Source organism: Rhizobium sp. SYY.PMSO, assembly GCF_046840415.1.
Classification (GTDB): Bacteria; Pseudomonadota; Alphaproteobacteria; order Rhizobiales; family Rhizobiaceae; genus Rhizobium.
On record NZ_CP177351.1, the window covers coordinates 547,482 to 564,296 of the forward strand.

The window sequence follows — 16,815 nt, forward strand, 5'->3', positions numbered from 1 at the left end:
GCTTTTTCTTGAAAATGCAGTTAGAAACGTCGAGATTGTCGCTCGAATAACTCTTTAATATAGTGACTGCATCTTCCTTGTGGGTCGTTCCACCGTCAGGCAAGCATAGCTTGATATATCGTAAAAATGTATATATGAAATAAGTTATAAAGCTATCTGCTTAACATGGTGCCGATGCGATACGGCGGTCCGGTGAAATGACGGCCATTTCCGCTCTGGCCGCGTCAATGAATGGAACAAGAAATTGAAGCCAGCCATCAATCCTCCCCCTTCGGACGAAACTTCCCACACGAACTATCTGGCGGCCTGCCTTTTCGCCCTTGAGCCTTCGATCGAGAACGTGCTTGCCGCCGCACTGAAATCCGGCTGGAAACATGACTATGTTCTCATGGCAATCATAACCATTGCCATGAACAATGATCGGGATGGGCGATTGTCCTCGGGACTTCTGCATTCCTGAGCCCGCCGTCAACGCAGCTATTCGCACTATCGCTGTTGAACTAAGAAAAGATCGTTCCCTGCTTGGAGTTTCGGTGATTGATTCCGCGGATATTCCCGACCGGAAGTTTCATGATGCCATAGTCCTGCAGGCAGCTGCTGCTTTTACGCGCCGTCAGCGTTCCTGCCAGCCTCGATAATGTCTGAGCTCCTCCGTGCCGTCGCTCGGGAAGAGGACAATGCCGCCTCAATCCCGGTGCTGGTGAGTTGCGGCTGGCATCGAGGTGGCTGTCTCCAGCACAATTCCGGAATGGGTATGCAGCGGTTCGCCGTCCAAAATCGCGTAAGAACAAGGAGATAGAGCGGCTCACCGGTCTCTGAAACGCGAAGCCGCTCTAAAGAGGATATCAGGGAACGCGCCTCTTTGCAGCAAAGACACTGCTCGGGCGACCTGCCATGAATAAGCCATCCAATGCGAGATTGCCGCCAAAACCCGCACTGCCGCAGGCGCAAGCAAAATCGGCATTGGCGCGGCTTTGTCTGAAGGGTGCTTTGCTCAGCAAGCACCCAGGACAAGGCCGATCAGTGTGCGACGCGGAATACCGATACCGCGACGCAGGTCGGACCTGAACTCATCAGGAAGACCTGACCGCCGCCATCCGGTAGATTATAAACTGGGATGCTTGCCAGGTTTGCCAAGGGTTGCGCGCCTTGCGGAAGCTGCGAAGCCGCGGCTTCACAAGTCTGCTGCAGTGGTACGACCCGGACCATATCGCCTTCGCATTGCTGGCCATTCGGCGATGCGAAGATCGCACCGACAGCGGGGCCCGTATAGCTGTCGGTCCGATAGTTCATGCCCACCAGCGCCTGCAGCGGAAAGGCGTTGGGATTGGTCTGGTTCCATGTCGACTGGACCATGTATTCGCTGCCGCGCGTAAGGATCTCGCCTAGCGCCGGATAAACCGCTCCGCACGTCGTTAATCCCGCTTGATGAGCATGGGCGAGGAACGGGCTCTGGCTTGCAGGCGCCGTCGTTGCGGATTGCGCGGACTGTTGCCGTGCCGGCTGGGCAGGAGCCGCAGCGGCAGGTTTCGCGGCTTTTGCTTTCGCCCGCGTACCTTGCGGCGCGGCGTTTTCCGCGACCTGCACATTGTCGTTCTGCATGGGTGTCGCCACGACCATTGCGGTGCCGCCGACCGCCAGCACGCAGGTAAGTCCGCCCATGGCAAGCCATCCGATCCGCCGCCTCGAGGTCTGCCGACGACGGAGGGATTCCATCTCCTGATCGTGACCGTCATTGCCACCATCCATGATCGCATCATTGGACGCCAGGCGGATCTCATTCGGATTTTCATTTGTCATATGCATGCTCACTTTCTCATCTTACAGCGCGTTCACGCTTTTTATGCTGACTCGACGTGTCTTCCGTCGCATGTGCCCGCGACCGTAAGCGCACGACGATGCGGCATCTCAGATCGAGGCGACGGCTTCCGACAAACCGTCAAACGTTGCAAAAAGCCCTATCACCGAGGGCCTGGATTCCGGTGTGGCGCCCGCAGGCAGGGAAAACGTCACCAGGACGACAGCCGCCTTGGCGATGTAAGTCCTCAGCCGCGGACCAACCGGCTGCACCCCGACACAAACGCGCTCATTGCAGCCTGTGGTTCGCACAACGATGGGTGCGCTCTTGTCGTCGAAACTGAGCGTGACAGGCGCGTCCCTGCCCACATTCGAAGGTGTCCGCAGGATCAGGACCGGACTTCCGCCATCGCTCCCGGCAAGCGACCAGCTAAATGCGGTCGCGCCGTTCTGGTCGATGATCGCCTGGGTCACGTTGCAGACCCGCTTGCGGGCTTTCAGATTTTCGTCGCAGATCAGTGTCCAATTGCGGAAGGGACGCGTCACGCGTTGAAATTTGCCAAGAGGCACGCCATCGGGGGTTGTTACCTCCGATGGCTTGATGGTGTACGTCGTCCTGGCCGGCTGAGCGGAGGCCGACGCGCCGACGGACAGCCACGATAGACCGATGAGGATGAAAGTCCGCGCGTCCATCATCTAGTTCAGCGTGAAGCTCAAGCCCGCGCCAATGCCCCATTGACCGCCGGCGGTCGTACCCGAGACGTTGGCGCGCATTGAACCGTCCTCGCTCGTATAGCCGAGGCCGAACGCGGCCGCACCCTGACCACGCCAGGCGCCACCCCCGATCGCCGCGCTGACCTTGCCCGGTCGATTGTCGTAGCGGAGCGAAGCGGCGGCAAGGCCGATCGCCGCCGCCTGGCGGGCTTCGTTGCGGACCGAGGAAATGTCGGATTGAAGCCCGGCGAATTTCGAGTCCGTATAGGAGTTAGCCTGATTGAGCGTACCGACCGCAACCTGATCGGTATAGGCCTTCGATTGCGTGAGAGTATTTGCCAGGCCGTTATTGAGCTGACCCACGTTGACGGCATCGGTGTTGGCCGTTCCGGCCGCGACATTGTGGATCACGACCGGAGCGTTCGGATCGCCACCGGCAAGCGAAATGGAATTCTGCCGATTGCCGTTGCTATCCGTGTCGTACACGACTGCGTTCTTGGCAACCTCGCCGACATCGCCCACCTTGTTCGCCAGATCCTCGACCGCCTTGTTGGTGCCCCAGAGCTGTGATCCGTTGACGGCGTCGGTGCTGTTCTCGTCGACCCGGCCGGCCGCCACATTGGTAATCGTGCGCTCTTTGCCGACATCGCCGACGGATACAGTGCCCGTCGGCGTCGCGCCGGCGAACTTGTATTCCTTGCCGTTGATCGTGGTGCTTGCTGTTGAAACGGCTTCTCCGGCGACGGAATCCGACCCGAGCGCGACGGAATTGCCGCCCGTGGCCTTCGCACCGTTGCCGATAGCCACGGCATTGCTGCCTGAAGCACTCGCGGCCGGACCGACCGCGACGCTGTTTACGCCGGTCGCATCGCTGTCGGCCAGGCTGGAGTTGGCGTGGAAATATTTGATGCCGCCACCGTTCACCGCGCCGCCGATATCGTCGAATACGCTCTGGACGCTGCTATAGCTGCCGCCCGCATATTTGAAGCCGCCGGTGAGCTGACCCGTCGCGGGGTCGTAGACGGTCGAGCCGCCGAACAGCTTCGCGACGGAGGCGCCGCTGGCGTCGACTTTCTTATCGACCTTCTCGGTCGCTTGCGTGGCCGCAAAGAGCTGCGAGCCGTTGACCCCGTCAGTACTGTCGGCCGTGACGCGACCGGCCGCCATATTGGTGAGCGTCCGCTCGGCACCGACCGCACCGATACTGAACGTGCTCTGTGGCGAGACGCCGGCAAAGGTGTAGGTGGCTCCGCCGATCGTCATGCCGGACGTCGCAGCCACGGCAGCGGTTTGCGAGCCCGAGCCGATGGCGACGTCACCGGCCTGTCCCTTCAGCGTCGATGCGCCATTGCCGACGGCAACGTCGCCCGCGTTCTGAGCAAGCGCATTCGGTCCCACAGCGATGCTGTCGGTTCCATTGGCAACGCTGTCGGGAAGGGTGGAGTTGGCGTGGAAGTATTTCCTGCTGTCGCCCACCGCGCTCTGGATTTGGTCGAAGACGTTCTGCACCGAATTGTAGCTGTTGCCGGCATAGCTGAAGCCGCCGGTCAGTTTGCCGGTTGCCGGATCATAGGTGGAGTTGCCGCCGAAGATGGCGGCGACGTCCGCGCCGACACCATCCATCTTGCCGTTAAGGCCCTTGAGTTGGGCGACATTGACGGCATCGCCGTCGTTCGTACCCGCGGCAACGCCGATAATCTGCCGGTACTTTCCATTCTCTGCGTCGCCCACGGAGAGCGCGGCGAGGGTGCTTTGGGTGGCATCGAGGCCGGAAGCCGTGGCGCCCGGCGGCATATAGCCGGCAATTCCAGCCCCCGTGCTCGCAACGGAGCTCGTGCCAAGCGCGATACCGCCCGGTGTGCTGACCGTGGCATGCGAGCCGATCGCCATGCCGCCGGTTGCGCTCTGGCCGACGTTTGCACCGTTGCCGATGCCGATGCCGTCATCGCCGCTCGTCGTGGTGTTGGGTCCGATGGCCAGAGCATTGGCGCCTGTCGCCACGGAATCAGGGTCGGTCGAATTGGCGTGGAAGTATTTCCTGCTGTCGCCTACCGCATTCTGGATCTCGTCGAAGACGTTCTGCACCGAGTTGTAGCTGCTTCCCTCGTAGTTGAAGCCGCCCGTCACCTTGCCCGTCGCGGGATCGTAGCTCGACGCGCCACCAAATGCGGTCGCAACCGAATTGCCGAGATTGTTGACGTTTGTCCCCAGGGCGTCGATGGCCTGGTTGCTGGCAAAGAGCTGGGAGCCGTTGACGGCGTCGGTGCTCGATGCGCCGAGCCTGCCGGCGGCGACGTTGGTGACGGTGCGCTCGGCACCGGCATCGCCGACGCTGACCGTGCTTGCCGGCGCCGTCCCGGCAAAGCCATATTGCTGGCCGTTGATCGTGGCGTTGGCCGTGCCTGCCGCCGCCGCCGTCTTCGAGCCCGAGCCGAGCGCGACGTCGCCGGACTGGCCGCTGGCGGTGGATGCGCCATTGCCCATGGCGACGTCATTCGCGTTCTGCGCGACGGCCGCCGGACCGACGGCGACGCTGTCCGTGCCGGCCGCGGTGCTGTCGGCCAGCGACGAGTTGGCATGGAAGTACTTCGTCGAGGTGCCGATGGCATCCTGCAGCTGATCGTAGTTGACCGCGTCGCCGCCGGCGGTGCCGGCCGCCACGTTGGCGATCTTCTGGCCGTTCATGTCGATGCCGCTGGCCCCGATGACCGGGCCGCCATTGGCGATGCCGACGCTGTCGAAGGTCGGGGTGGCGCTTGTCGCGATGGCGATCTCGCCGCCGTTCTGCGTCACGGCGATGTTGCGGTCGCCCTTGATGGTGACGGTGGAGCCTGGCTGGATCGCCGTGTTGCTGGTTCCCGTCGCATTGCCGGATGTGGTGAGGGTCCAGCCCTGGTTCAGCGCGTCGATGGCGTCGCCGACGCTGGTCTGTGTGCCGCCGGCGATGTGGAAGCTCGGTGCGGAGACCATGCCGGTGGCCGGGTCGTAGCTGACGCCGCCGCCGATTGCCGAGGCGGTGCTGTTGCCGAGGTTGTCGACGTTGCTGCCGAGGTCGTTGACGGTGGTGCCGAGGGCGTCGATGGCCTGGTTGCTGGCGAAGAGCTGGGAGCCGTTGACGGCATCGGTGCTCGATGCGCCGAGCCTGCCGGCGGCGACGTTGGTGACGGTGCGCTCGGCACCGGCGTCGCCGACGCTGACCGTGCTTGCCGGCGCCGTCCCGGCAAAGCCATATTGCTGGCCGTTGATCGTGGCGTTGGCCGTGCCCACCGCCGCCGCCGTCTTCGATCCCGAGCCGAGCGCGACGTCGCCGGCATTGGCGGCCGTGGAACCTGAGCCGAGCGCAATGGCTTTCGAAGCCTGCGCTTTTGCGGTATCGCCGAACGCAACGGCACCGGCTGCCGCGGCACTCGAATTGGTGCCCATTGCAACCGAGCCCTGCCCGATAGCGCTATTCGTGTTGCCGATTGCCACGGCACCATTCGCAGCCGTATTGCCCGCGGTATCGCCGGCGGCCATATTGTTGCGGCCGAGCGCGACGGCGCCATCGCCGTTTGCGGTATTGGGATCGCCGAGCGCAACGGCTCCGTCGCCGGTTGCCTTCTGATCGCGGCCGATGGCGACGGCGCCGCCACTGGTCGTGCGCGAATTCGCGGTCGTTGCGCCCGAGCCCATCGCGACATTCTGCCCGTTCGCACCGGTCGCTACGCCATTGCCGATGGCGATGTTATTGCCGGCCGAGCCTGCGTTCGTTGAGGCGCTTTTTCCGATCGCGATGTCATTGGCCTGTTGCGCCGCCGCGCCGTCGCCGGCAGCTATACCGAACACCGCCGCCGTGGAGACGCTGGCACCACGGCCGACGGCTATGCCCGACGTTGCCCCGTTCGCAACAGATGACTGCCCTCCGAACGAGAGCGCATCCGCGGCCGCCGCCGACGCAGCGCCCGTGCTGTTGCCGCCGATCGCGACGGCGCCCGCAGCGGACGCGTTCGCTCCCGCGTAGCTTCCCGGCGCGCCGCCGGAGCCGATGGCCACCGAGTTGATCGCCCCGGCATTGGCGAAATTGCCGAAAGCCGAAGAGCCGTCTCCGCCCGCGCTCGCTCCATTGCCCACCGCCGCCGAGTTGCGGCCCGCGGCGCTGGAGAAGTTGCCCATCGCGGTCGAATAGTCGCCGCCGGCGCTTGCCGAATTGCCCGTCGCAACCGAGTTCTGGCCTGCGGCGCTCGAATAGTTGCCGATCGCCGTCGCGTAGTTGTTGGTGGCCCTGGCATTGTTGCCGAAAGCCGCCGCGTCGTTGCCGGTGGCGTTCGCCGTGACGCCAATGGCCAGCGCCGATAACGCATCAGCCTGCGCGTTCGCGACCGCCCCCGAGCCGATCGCAATATCTCCGTTTCGGTTCGCGCGGGATTGTCCGCCGATGGCGATGGCATTCGCGCCGAGTGCCTGTGCCCCTGCCGCGGCACTGTTGGAAGACATATCGCCGCCGATCGCGACGGATCCATTTCCGGTGGCGCGGGTCCACTGGCCGACGGCAGTCGATCCGCTGCCGCTGGCCTGGGCCTGCATGCCAACGCCGGTGGCACGCTCCGATCCGGTTGCGGCGTAGCCGAGTGCCGTAGCACCGGCTCCGGTCGCCGCCGCATAGGCACCCATCACCTGGACTCCATTCCAGTTACCGCCTGCCGCGCCACAGCCAATGACGTTGGACCATTGCCCGGAGCCGTCGGTCGGGGCGCCGGCCGCTGGTCTCGCGACGCCATCGGGGCCCGTGCCGACGGTAGAATTACACGTACTCGGACCATAGGTGGTCGCCGAGGCCGTTCCCATCGGGGCAAGCAGTCCGAAGGCGGCCAGAGCCAATCCCAGCGCGACTCGATTGCGCATGAACAGGGCGAGGGGGCGGCGGCAATGAGGGCAGGTGGGAAACTTGGCTCCAGCCGGGCCACTGGATGCGACATCCGCGTGCGACAGGCCAATCACGCGGCCGCTGCTCGGTATTCCCACACCCAGACGGTCGCGGCGCAAGCCAAGAACCCGATGAGCAAGGCGCAACATAGCCAGAACCCGGCGACGGAACCTGCGTGACTGATTGGCTCCGATCGAGCGCCCGCCAGAGAACGTGAAAAGGGATTTGCGCTGGCGCAGCTCGCTAGCGGCTGATGCGGTATGAGAATCGGTCATCATCTGTGGCTCCGCATGTCGCCTGGGCAGAATTGCTTGCTCTCTGCTGCGGCGACATAATTTCGACTCGTAATTTCAATTCGCGCCTCCTGCCAAAGGCGCGCTATCTGGCGGCCTCCCGTGTCTGCGGGAGGTTTTCGTCGGAACGCACAGAAAACTTCTCTAATCGTGCCGATCATCAACGTGTCCGTGCCACGCTGTCCATTTTGGTCTGGTAACAGCGCGAAATTCGCTCAATCAAATTTGTTTTTCTCAACCTGCGCATGAGTAAAACTGAATAGATGAACGCCAGGGTGAGAAGTCGCGTGAGCTTTCTTGGCCAAGCCAATGATCAATCAAAAGAATTTTCTCATGGCGCTGCTGCAACTTCCGTAGCGGACAGTCGCGAATCGGTCGGAGGCGATTGAAAAAAACCATCATGCGGGAGGCGCAATGACGATGCTGATTTCATCGCGGCAGCACCCCCGTGAGGACCTGTGGCGCGATGGTTGCCGCACTCGCGCCGTCTTGCCGAATCGTGTCGTTTCTTCATGAGGAAAAATGGGAAAAGCGCCCAGCGTCTCCCGGCCGCCGTCCTGCTGGCTTGCAAGAGCTGAGATGCCGGATTGAGCCCGCGTCAAAGCGGTGTATCCGGGGCGCCGGCGAGGTTTACGGACTCTGTCTTCCTCGTCGGCACGCCATGATATCGATCAACGCGGCTGCTATGGCAGCCCAGTTCTGTTGCGGTGATAAAACGCGATGAACTCGCTGGCCGGCAACGGCTTGGAGAAGAGCCAGCCCTGTCCGTAAGCGACCCCCTGTTCGATGAGATAATCGATCTGCTCCCGCGCTTCTATTCCTTCGGCGATGCTGTCCAGATCGAGCTTGCGGGTCATTTCGATGATCCACGGCACAATGAAACCGTGTCCACTTTCACGACCGATTGTTTCGATGAAGGATTTGTCGATCTTCAGCACGTCGAGTGGCAAATCCTGCAGGCTCAGCAGGCTGGAGTAGCCTGTTCCGAAATCGTCGATGGCAACGGGATGCCCGAGGGTATTGGCCCGTCGCAGAGTGGCCGAAGCCGCCTCGATCTCGATGAAACTGCTTTCGGTTACCTCAAGCCAAATCTGGCTGCTTCGGATGTTTGTCGGCGCCAGCTTTTCCTGCATCACATCGAGGAAACGGCCCGTGCGAACGTCGATGGCGCTGAGATTGATGGTGACATGGCACAGAGGATCGGCTTCGAGAAGCGGCTGAAGATCGCTGATGATGCAGTCGATCACCTGATCCGTGATCGGAAGGATGAGTCCGCTTTGCTCGGCGAGCGCGATGAACTCGCTGGGTGGCGTGTAGCTCCCATCCTCCCGCCGCCAGCGCAGGAGGGCCTCGGCGCCGATGCATCGGGTCGTCCGCAGCTCGATAATCGGTTGATAGTGAACGCTGAATTCACGCCTGGGGGTTGCTGCCTTCAGCTCCCCGAGTGGAGACAAGCGTCTTTTTGTCATCCACACGGCTGTCCCCACGATCAGGGAAACGACGAGCACAAAGAGGGGCAGTATGAAGACGATCTGTTTTCTGAAAGATGCGAGCATATTCTGGCGGGGCTTCATGGCGACCGCTATGAAGCCTCTTTCGCGAACGGTTGCATAAATGCTTTGATCGTCCATTCCACTGCCGGGATTTGCGATCAAAGATCGCAGTAACTCCGGATCGGGGTCGTTACGGGTTGCCAGCATATGGCCGTCCTCGGTCGCGACTGCGAAACGATTGGTCGGGGCCGTGATGCTGTCGAGGAGCGCCGCCGGATCGAGCAGCACAAAGTAGTCGCCGAGAGAAAGCGCGATCCTGGGGCCGCTGCCGGACACTTGCGGACGCAGGTTGAGCTTGACCTTGATGCCGTCTCGGGTGACGAAATCCGGCTCCGAGACAGGGATTCTGGCATCGGATCTTCCCCAGGCGGAGCACTGCAGATAGCCGCCATCGAACACCCCCATGCCGGTCAAATATCGATTGTTTGCCGTCGCTTGCCGCATGGCCGCGATCTGAGCCTCGGAACAGCGGGGAAGGGTGCTCGTTTTCAGATCCAGCAAGCCGTCGATGGCGCTGCGGTAAGCAAGATTGGTGCGCTCGATCACACGGCGATCGAGTTGCGCCAGGTCCGCACTCTCTTCGTCCAAAGCGAGCTTGCGGGCAAGGCAGACGAGCGTTGCGATACTCACCGCCACGGCCAGCGCAGCCGCAGCACAGGCAAGGAAAACAACGCGTCGTCGACTCAAAGAAGCCGTCCTCTTCAATTGCTGAGACGTATGCCCGTCGTGCATCAGGCCGGTTTGGCCCACCCCTGCGACAGGCATTCGTAGCCGTATCCGTCAGGAGGCCTTGGCAAGCGCCCTGTTCAATGCCGAGATCTGATCGCGGATGTCGGTCAGCAGAACGATATCCGCCGCAGGAGCCGGCGGCTCGGCGGCCTCTTCCTTCTTGTTGCGGTTGATCAGTGCGTTCATTCCGCGAATGATGAGGAACAGAACGAAGGCGATGATGAGAAAGTTGATCGCAACCGTGATGAACGATCCATACCCGAGAACGGCGCCAGCCTTCTTCGCATCGGCATAGGAGAGACCGGCCTGTACCTTGGAGGACAGGGGGAGATAGTAATTGCCGAAATCGAGCCCGCCCGTGGCGGCGCCGATGAGCGGCATGATGATATCGCTGACAAGCGACGTTACGATCGCGCCGAATGCCGCGCCGATGATCACGCCGACTGCGAGGTCGACGACATTGCCGCGCAATGCGAATTTCTTGAATTCCTCGAGCATGAATCCTCTCCGTGAGGTTAGTATGAGGTGCCGCTCTTGCTGCCCCTTCATTCCCCGGCGGCGACGTCCAAAGAATTCGGGCCGCTCCGTAGAGGTGAAATGCAGGTTTCTGCATGCATCGGCCCGCGTTCCTGTAATCGGCGACGGACGACTCGAATTTATCTCGCCCAAATATGAAAAGGCGATAAAAAACGGCACTTAGACTGCAAATTACGTGCTTTTCGATAAGAATTACTAGCCATTCATAGGGTTATTCCTATAAAGTCTTGCTTATATATCGATAAATACGATATATTACGATGGTCCACGGCCTGAGGAGCGATGGAGGAAGCAGATGGATATCGTGGCCGCAATGCGAATATTCGCGCGAGTCGTCGAGCATGGCAGCCTGTCGAAGGCTGCGCGGGATCTTGGCATGGGGCAGCCGACGATCAGCGAACGGATCACGAAGCTCGAAGCGCATTTAGGCGAGCAGTTGCTGAATCGCAGCACGCGGTCGGTTCGGCCGACCGACATCGGCCTGCTGTTCTACGAGCGCGCGAAGAAGGCGCTGGACGCCACGTCCTTTGCCGAAAGCGTCAGTCTCAAGTGCGAGGGGGCTCTGGCAGGAGCAATCCGTGTCGCCGCTCCGCACGGGCTCGGCGAGATGATACTGCCGCAGACGCTTATGCGGTTTCGCAGACTCTATCCGCATGTGAATGTCGATCTTATTCTTAATGACCGGATCGTCAGTCCGCGCAGCGAAGGTATCGATGTTTCCTTCCGGCTGGGGGATCGGCCGGCGCCGGATTGCGAGGATGAGGAGATCGGCCATGTCGAGCGCGTCCTGGTGGTCTCTCCGGGCTATATCGCCGATTACGGCATTCCCACCGTTCCGGAAGAATTGCCCGCACATCCCTTCCTGCGTGTCGCCGGAATTTTTGAAGATGGCAACCTGCCGTTGCGTCGGCGTGGTGACGTTATCGCGGCGCCGATCAAGACGGTATGGACCGTCAGCCATTGGCGCCCGCTTCATGCGCTTCTGCTCGCCGGCGCCGGTATCGGCGTCCTGCAGCTGCCGGCATGTGCGGAGGCGCTCGCGGCTGGTCAGCTCAAGCGCATCCTGCCCCAATATGATGTTCCCGGTTTCCGATTGCGCATGCTGCACGGCCCGACCGATTCGACCTCGGAAGTCACCCGGCGGCTGCTCGTTTTCCTGCGATCAGAGCTGCAATTTCTCAAAAGCGAATCCGGTGGGCGCGGGTCGTCTTGAGGCTGCTCCCTCTGCTGCGCGGCAGAGGAATTTCGCGACCTCGTCATGCGGCTAGCATTGCCGGCCCGGTGACGACATCGGCGGGCTGGAGCGTGCGGCCGCGCATCTAGCCATGAAAAATCACGCTTTCCGAAATGTCGGCGCGGCCCGCATCGAGCCGGTTGACGACGGCAGCCGGATCTCCATAGCCGAAGGAAATCCCGAACAGCATTCTGTATTCGTCGGAGATGCCCAGAACTGAACGGATGCTCGGAGCAAAGAAACTGAGCGAAGTCTGCGGGATACCTGCGAGGCCGCGCGCTTTCAGCGACAGGAGGAAGGTTTGGCCATACATTCCGAGGTCGCCCGCCGTCCGCACGTTATCGCCAAAGGTCGGCATGAACATCAGGGCTACATGTGGCGCACCGAAGAAATCGAAGTTCTTCAGGAGTGCCTCCCTGCGGCCGATCCTGTCTTCGCGTGCGATGTCCAGAATGTCGTAAAGCGCCTTGCCGCTGGCCTGCGCCCGTTCGCCATAGATCCCGAAGAAATCGGCCATGTCGAAGGAGAAGTCCGGCGCAGCCTCACCTTTTTCTTCGGCATGCAGGAGAGCTTGCGAAAGTTCGTCGCGTTTGGTTCCCGAAACGATATGCACATTCCAGGGTTGCGTGTTGCAATTCGATGGCGCGTGCTGGGCATCGCGCAGGACTGCGGTGATCTGCTCCGAGGGTACGGGTGTCGAGAGAAATTGGCGGGTCGCGCGTCGGTTACGGACAATGGTTTCGAAGGATGTGGTGTCAAGCATGATCGAATTCCCTTGAATGGTTGGCCAGACCCTAATGACAACCGCCGTGCGGATAAATAAACTGATGTAATGTTGTTTATGTACTAATGGTTTCGAATGCTCGATCGTTTCAAATCCATGGAAGTGTTTGTGGCCGCGGTCGACGCGGGGTCTTTTGCCGCTGCCGCTGCCCAGACCGGCATGACGCCGCAAATGGTGGCGCGCTATGTGCAGGCGCTCGAAGATCGACTCCATGTCCGCCTTCTGACGCGCACGACCCGCCGCCATAGCCTGACGGAACTGGGACGCCAATATTACGAGCGTTGCGTTGTCGTGCTGAGAGAGGCGGCTGCCGCCGACGCATTGGCGCTGGAAGCCATGGCCGAGCCCCACGGGCAGTTGCGCATCAGCGCGCCCTACGAATTCGGTTCCCTGTCGCTTGTGGACTTTACGATCGACTTCATGCGGCGCCACTCCAAGGTTGAGGTCGACCTTCGCCTCTCGGACGAGCGCGTCAGTTTGCCGGATGACGGCATCGAGGCGGCGTTCAGGATTGGCGATCCCGGCGTCGGCGACAGCACCAGCCTGATCGCACGGCCGTTGCGCCCTTACCGGATGGTGGCCTGTGCATCGCCCGGCTATCTCGCGCAGGCTGGCATACCGGAACATCCGAACGAGCTGAGCACGCGCGCCTGCATCGGCTTCGTCTTCTGGAACCGGAAGGTTTTCAACGAATGGATATTCCGAAAGGACGGCGAGAGCATTCCGGTACGCGTCAATTGCCGTTTCCAGGTCAACGGCGCGCCGGCCCAGCTCAGGGCTGCCTTGCAGGGGGCGGGTATCCTGCTCGCTGCCGACGACCTGATCCGCGCCGATCTGGAAGCAGGTAATCTCGTTCAGGTGCTGCCGGGCTTCGAAGGACCTTCGAGACCCATGCATCTCATCTATCCGGCCGATCGCCAGCGCACCGCGAAGATCGGGCGCTTTGTCGAAGAGGCTGTACGAAGGTTTGCGCCGTCACCTTGAGCTGGTCCCAGGCTAGGGAAAATACCGGCGCCCAATGCTTCTCGTGTTTTCCGGCCGACGTCCGCTCGGCCTCGTAGCAGCCCAGCGGACGTCGCTTTGTGCCCGAACGGCCATGTTGATATCGGTCGAACGAAGCCTCGCATGAAGTCTGGAACCTGTTTTCATCGACAGCGTTGAGAATCGGCGCGGCCAAGGGCGATGCTCCCCGGGCTGACGCACCATCCCCGGCTCAACGGCATATCGGCCAGGCGCGAACCGCCATCGACGATATGATCCGGAAGCAGATGCAAGCTATTGCAGGTAACGGCGGCAGATCTCGATGAGGTCATCGCGCTCCGGACGCTTTTCGCCGATGCGCGTGTAGCAGCTGAAAGCAACGCTCGGGAGTGATGGCAGCTGCATGCTCTGCCCTACATCCACGAGGCCGGCGCCGAGCAGATGTTTCGTCCGGATCGTCATGCAGAGCCCCGAACGAACCGCCGCTATGATGCCGCCCAGACTGGGGCTCGTCGCTGCGAAGCGGTAGGGAATGTCCGAGCCAAGCGCTTCGAGCGCTGCCGTGCGAAATGCGCATGGAGGTTCGAAGAACGCGAGGGGCAGGGGCTTGTTATTCTCACGAATGGAGAAGCCCGGCCGCCCAATCCAGAGCATTTGCGCCTCGCTGAGAGGGCCTTGATTGAGCGAGTCATCCATGTTCAGCGCGATTGCAATATCGATCTCCTCGCGCCCTACGGCCTCCACCAGTTTGCGCGACCCATCGATCCGCAAGGTTATATCGACCACGGGATGTTCTTGACGGAAGCATTCCAGCACCTGCTCGAGAATGGTTTCGGCGATGTCCGGTGTTACTCCAAGTCCAAGTGAACGTGCGGCATCGGGCGCCATGGTCACGAGTGCTTCGTCATTGATCTGCACCAGGCGCTGCGCAAAACCGAGAAGCCGTTCTCCGGCGATCGTTAGTTCCACGCTCTGCCGGTTGCGCCGGAATAACGGCGCGCCGACCTCCTGTTCCAGCCGTTGAATCTGAAGAGTGATTGCCGATTGCGACCTGCCAACAGCGTCCGCCGCATCTGCGAATGTTCGTCCTTCTGCAATCAAGGTAAAGGACCGCAGAGTCGCCACGTCCAAGTTTGTAGCCATGTTTTCCGCCGACTATTCCACAAATGCGTGTTGCTAATGATAAGCTTGAGGATTTCTCATATAGCCGCTTCAATTGCCGACCAGATCTGAAGCCCTAATTTAATTTATTAGATAGTTCCGTTTCGCATTTCAATATGGGCATAAGTATGGTGTTCATACCGAAATATATGCCGACGAACTGATATCACGCTACGGGAATAGGTGATCTGGCCACCATCGTGGCGAGTTCGGAGCGTAGCGCCAACAGTAATATGGTATGATGATATCCAAGGAAGCATTGAGAGGTGTGTTAAAGATGAACAGACGTATCCGTTAGATCACATGCTATTTTCCTGCTTCTTGTGTGTAATATGCTTTGATTGATGCAGCACTTTCAAACGTGCAGGAGTTATAGTTTTCTGCGTACGGGTGTGTATTGGTTTGCCCAGCAAATTCCGCTCCGCTGCACAGCGGAGCCACGCGAAGTCGCCCTGGCTTATCTCGTCCTGATGCGGTGCGGCTTCATCACGGGACAGACCATTGCCATCGATGTCGGCCTACCTCTTGTTACCTGATGGCTGGGCAGGCAAGAACGGTTTTGTCGATTTCATCTGGGAAGGACGGCAGGTGGGGCTGGTGCCCGGGCGTTGCAAGGCAATGCCCCCTCAGCCGTCTGCGATATCTCCTCTACCGGAGCGCGGTGTTCGTTCAAAACCAGATCCATCGATGAACTCTTCCGCCACCCACCCTGCAGGTACAAAATCGACGCCATGATCAGAGTGGAGACCATCGCCACAGGGAAACTGATCCAGAGGGCATCGACCCCCAGCATGTCGTGCAGACCAAGCGCGACACCGAGGCGAACGGGATACATCGACACGAACAGGATGATCAGGGGCCAGACTACCTGGCCATTAGCGCGCACCGTTCCGAATAGGACCATCGACACCCCGAACGCGACAAAGCCCCAGGTTGCGATCCTGCCGATATGCCGGCCAACCGGGATGGCGGGGCTGTTTGAGCCGAGAAAAATTTCCATAGCCTGCCGATCCGCAAACAGCAGCAGAATCACGAGAGCGCCGGTCAGCAGCACGGCATAGATCACGCCGATCCGGGTGATCTGACCGACGCGCTCCCATAGATTCGCACCAATGTTCTGCGCGACCATCGCACTGACGGCGGCACCCAGCGCCATCGCCGGCATCTGGACATAGGTCCACAATTGCTGGGTTGCGCCGAATGCGGCGGTGGTGTCGACACCCTCGCGATTGACCAGCCGCATCATCGTCAGCATGGAACTCGAGACGACGATCATCTGAATGCCCATTGGCAATCCCTTGACGAAGATCGTTCGCAGGATTGTCAGATCGGGAATGAGATCGCGAAGTTCAGCGCCACGAAGCCGTAGCGGCAGATCGCGCCGATAGATATAGGCGAGCATGGCAAACAGGCTGACATAATTAGCGATCGCTGTAGCCAGCGCCGATCCGGCAATACCCAGCGCGGGCACCGGTCCCGATCCCATGATGAGCAGCGGGTTCAAGATCACATCCAGCGTGACCGCAATCGCCATGAAGATGAGCGGCGTGATCGCGTCACCACTGCCGCGCAGCGTCATCATCAGGATAGTCTGCATCAGGATCGCCGGCATCGCCAGAAACGTAACCTGAAGGTAGGCGCGAGCCAGCGGCTCAATCTCGGCCTGTGTTCCCAGCAGCGTCAAAACATCGGGGGCGAGGAACCATCCGATGATCGCAATCACGATGCTGAGCGGAACGAAGGCGCCCACTGTCGTTCCGGTCACGATACGCGCGGTTGCAATGTCATGGCGTCCGAACGACTGACCGACAAGAATGGTGGCCGCCATGCCGAAACCAAAGACGAAGGCGGTCAAGAGGAACATGACCAGATTGCCGTTGGTCGTCGCGGCGAGCGCCTCAGTGCCGAGAAGACGGCCAATCCAGATTGCATCGATCGAACCATTCGCCGATTGCAGCACCGAAGAGCCGAGCGTAGGCAGCGCGAAGAGAAGCAGAGCCTGGCCGATCGGCGCTGTGGTCAAATCGGTAGTCGCCTGAATCTGCTCATCTTTCGCGCTGTCCATTCAATCCCCAATGAGGCCGGCTCACCAACGCCAGCCAATGCGTTTGGTATACTTAGGGCGCGTT

11 protein-coding genes are annotated in these 16,815 nt (G+C 60.8%); 3 read left to right on the forward strand and 8 right to left on the reverse strand.

The genetic code is table 11. From position 1 onward, the window contains the following. Positions 1-244: 244 nt before the first annotated feature. Positions 245-460: a hypothetical protein gene (locus ACJJVH_RS29230; RefSeq protein ID WP_113435121.1), complete on the forward strand. Its 216-nt coding sequence runs from the start codon at positions 245-247 to the stop codon at positions 458-460. A gap of 560 nt (positions 461-1,020) precedes the next feature. Here ACJJVH_RS29230 and ACJJVH_RS29235 read toward each other — a convergent pair. The 5 genes from ACJJVH_RS29235 to mscL form a co-directional block, all read right to left on the reverse strand. Further along, positions 1,021-1,806, reverse strand: a complete 786-nt coding sequence (locus ACJJVH_RS29235; protein WP_412066859.1) for a hypothetical protein — start codon at positions 1,804-1,806, stop codon at positions 1,021-1,023. Positions 1,807-1,908: 102 nt separating this feature from the next. Beyond that, complete coding sequence (locus ACJJVH_RS29240) at positions 1,909-2,493, reverse strand: invasion associated locus B family protein (protein WP_412066860.1); 585 nt, start codon at positions 2,491-2,493, stop codon at positions 1,909-1,911. Next, positions 2,494-7,692, reverse strand: coding sequence for a hypothetical protein (locus tag ACJJVH_RS29245; protein WP_412066861.1), 5,199 nt, complete (start codon positions 7,690-7,692; stop codon positions 2,494-2,496). It abuts the gene before it with no gap. 698 nt (positions 7,693-8,390) lie between these two features. Then, positions 8,391-10,025, reverse strand: coding sequence for an EAL domain-containing protein (locus ACJJVH_RS29250; protein WP_412066862.1), 1,635 nt, complete (start codon positions 10,023-10,025; stop codon positions 8,391-8,393). A gap of 15 nt (positions 10,026-10,040) precedes the next feature. Then, positions 10,041-10,487 (reverse strand): large conductance mechanosensitive channel protein MscL, encoded by a 447-nt coding sequence (gene mscL / locus ACJJVH_RS29255; RefSeq protein ID WP_113358367.1) that lies wholly within the window; start codon positions 10,485-10,487, stop codon positions 10,041-10,043. Positions 10,488-10,821: 334 nt separating this feature from the next. On the opposite strand from mscL, the gene ACJJVH_RS29260 reads away from it, so the two are divergent. After that, positions 10,822-11,739 (forward strand): LysR family transcriptional regulator, encoded by a 918-nt coding sequence (locus tag ACJJVH_RS29260; RefSeq protein ID WP_412066863.1) that lies wholly within the window; start codon positions 10,822-10,824, stop codon positions 11,737-11,739. A 106-nt stretch (positions 11,740-11,845) separates the two neighbouring features. On the opposite strand, the gene ACJJVH_RS29265 is transcribed toward ACJJVH_RS29260, so the two are convergent. Further along, positions 11,846-12,523: a nitroreductase gene (locus ACJJVH_RS29265; RefSeq protein ID WP_113358365.1), complete on the reverse strand. Its 678-nt coding sequence runs from the start codon at positions 12,521-12,523 to the stop codon at positions 11,846-11,848. Positions 12,524-12,619: 96 nt separating this feature from the next. Here ACJJVH_RS29265 and ACJJVH_RS29270 point away from each other — a divergent pair, with 96 nt between their 5' ends. Next, positions 12,620-13,528, forward strand: a complete 909-nt coding sequence (locus ACJJVH_RS29270) for a LysR family transcriptional regulator (protein ID WP_412066864.1) — start codon at positions 12,620-12,622, stop codon at positions 13,526-13,528. 291 nt (positions 13,529-13,819) lie between these two features. Here ACJJVH_RS29270 and ACJJVH_RS29275 read toward each other — a convergent pair whose 3' ends face one another. Together ACJJVH_RS29275 and ACJJVH_RS29280 are read right to left on the reverse strand one after the other, a co-directional pair. Then, positions 13,820-14,668 (reverse strand): LysR substrate-binding domain-containing protein, encoded by an 849-nt coding sequence (locus ACJJVH_RS29275; protein WP_412066865.1) that lies wholly within the window; start codon positions 14,666-14,668, stop codon positions 13,820-13,822. A gap of 586 nt (positions 14,669-15,254) precedes the next feature. Next, positions 15,255-16,751, reverse strand: coding sequence for an MATE family efflux transporter (locus ACJJVH_RS29280; protein ID WP_412066866.1), 1,497 nt, complete (start codon positions 16,749-16,751; stop codon positions 15,255-15,257). Between the last annotated feature and the right edge of the window lie 64 nt (positions 16,752-16,815).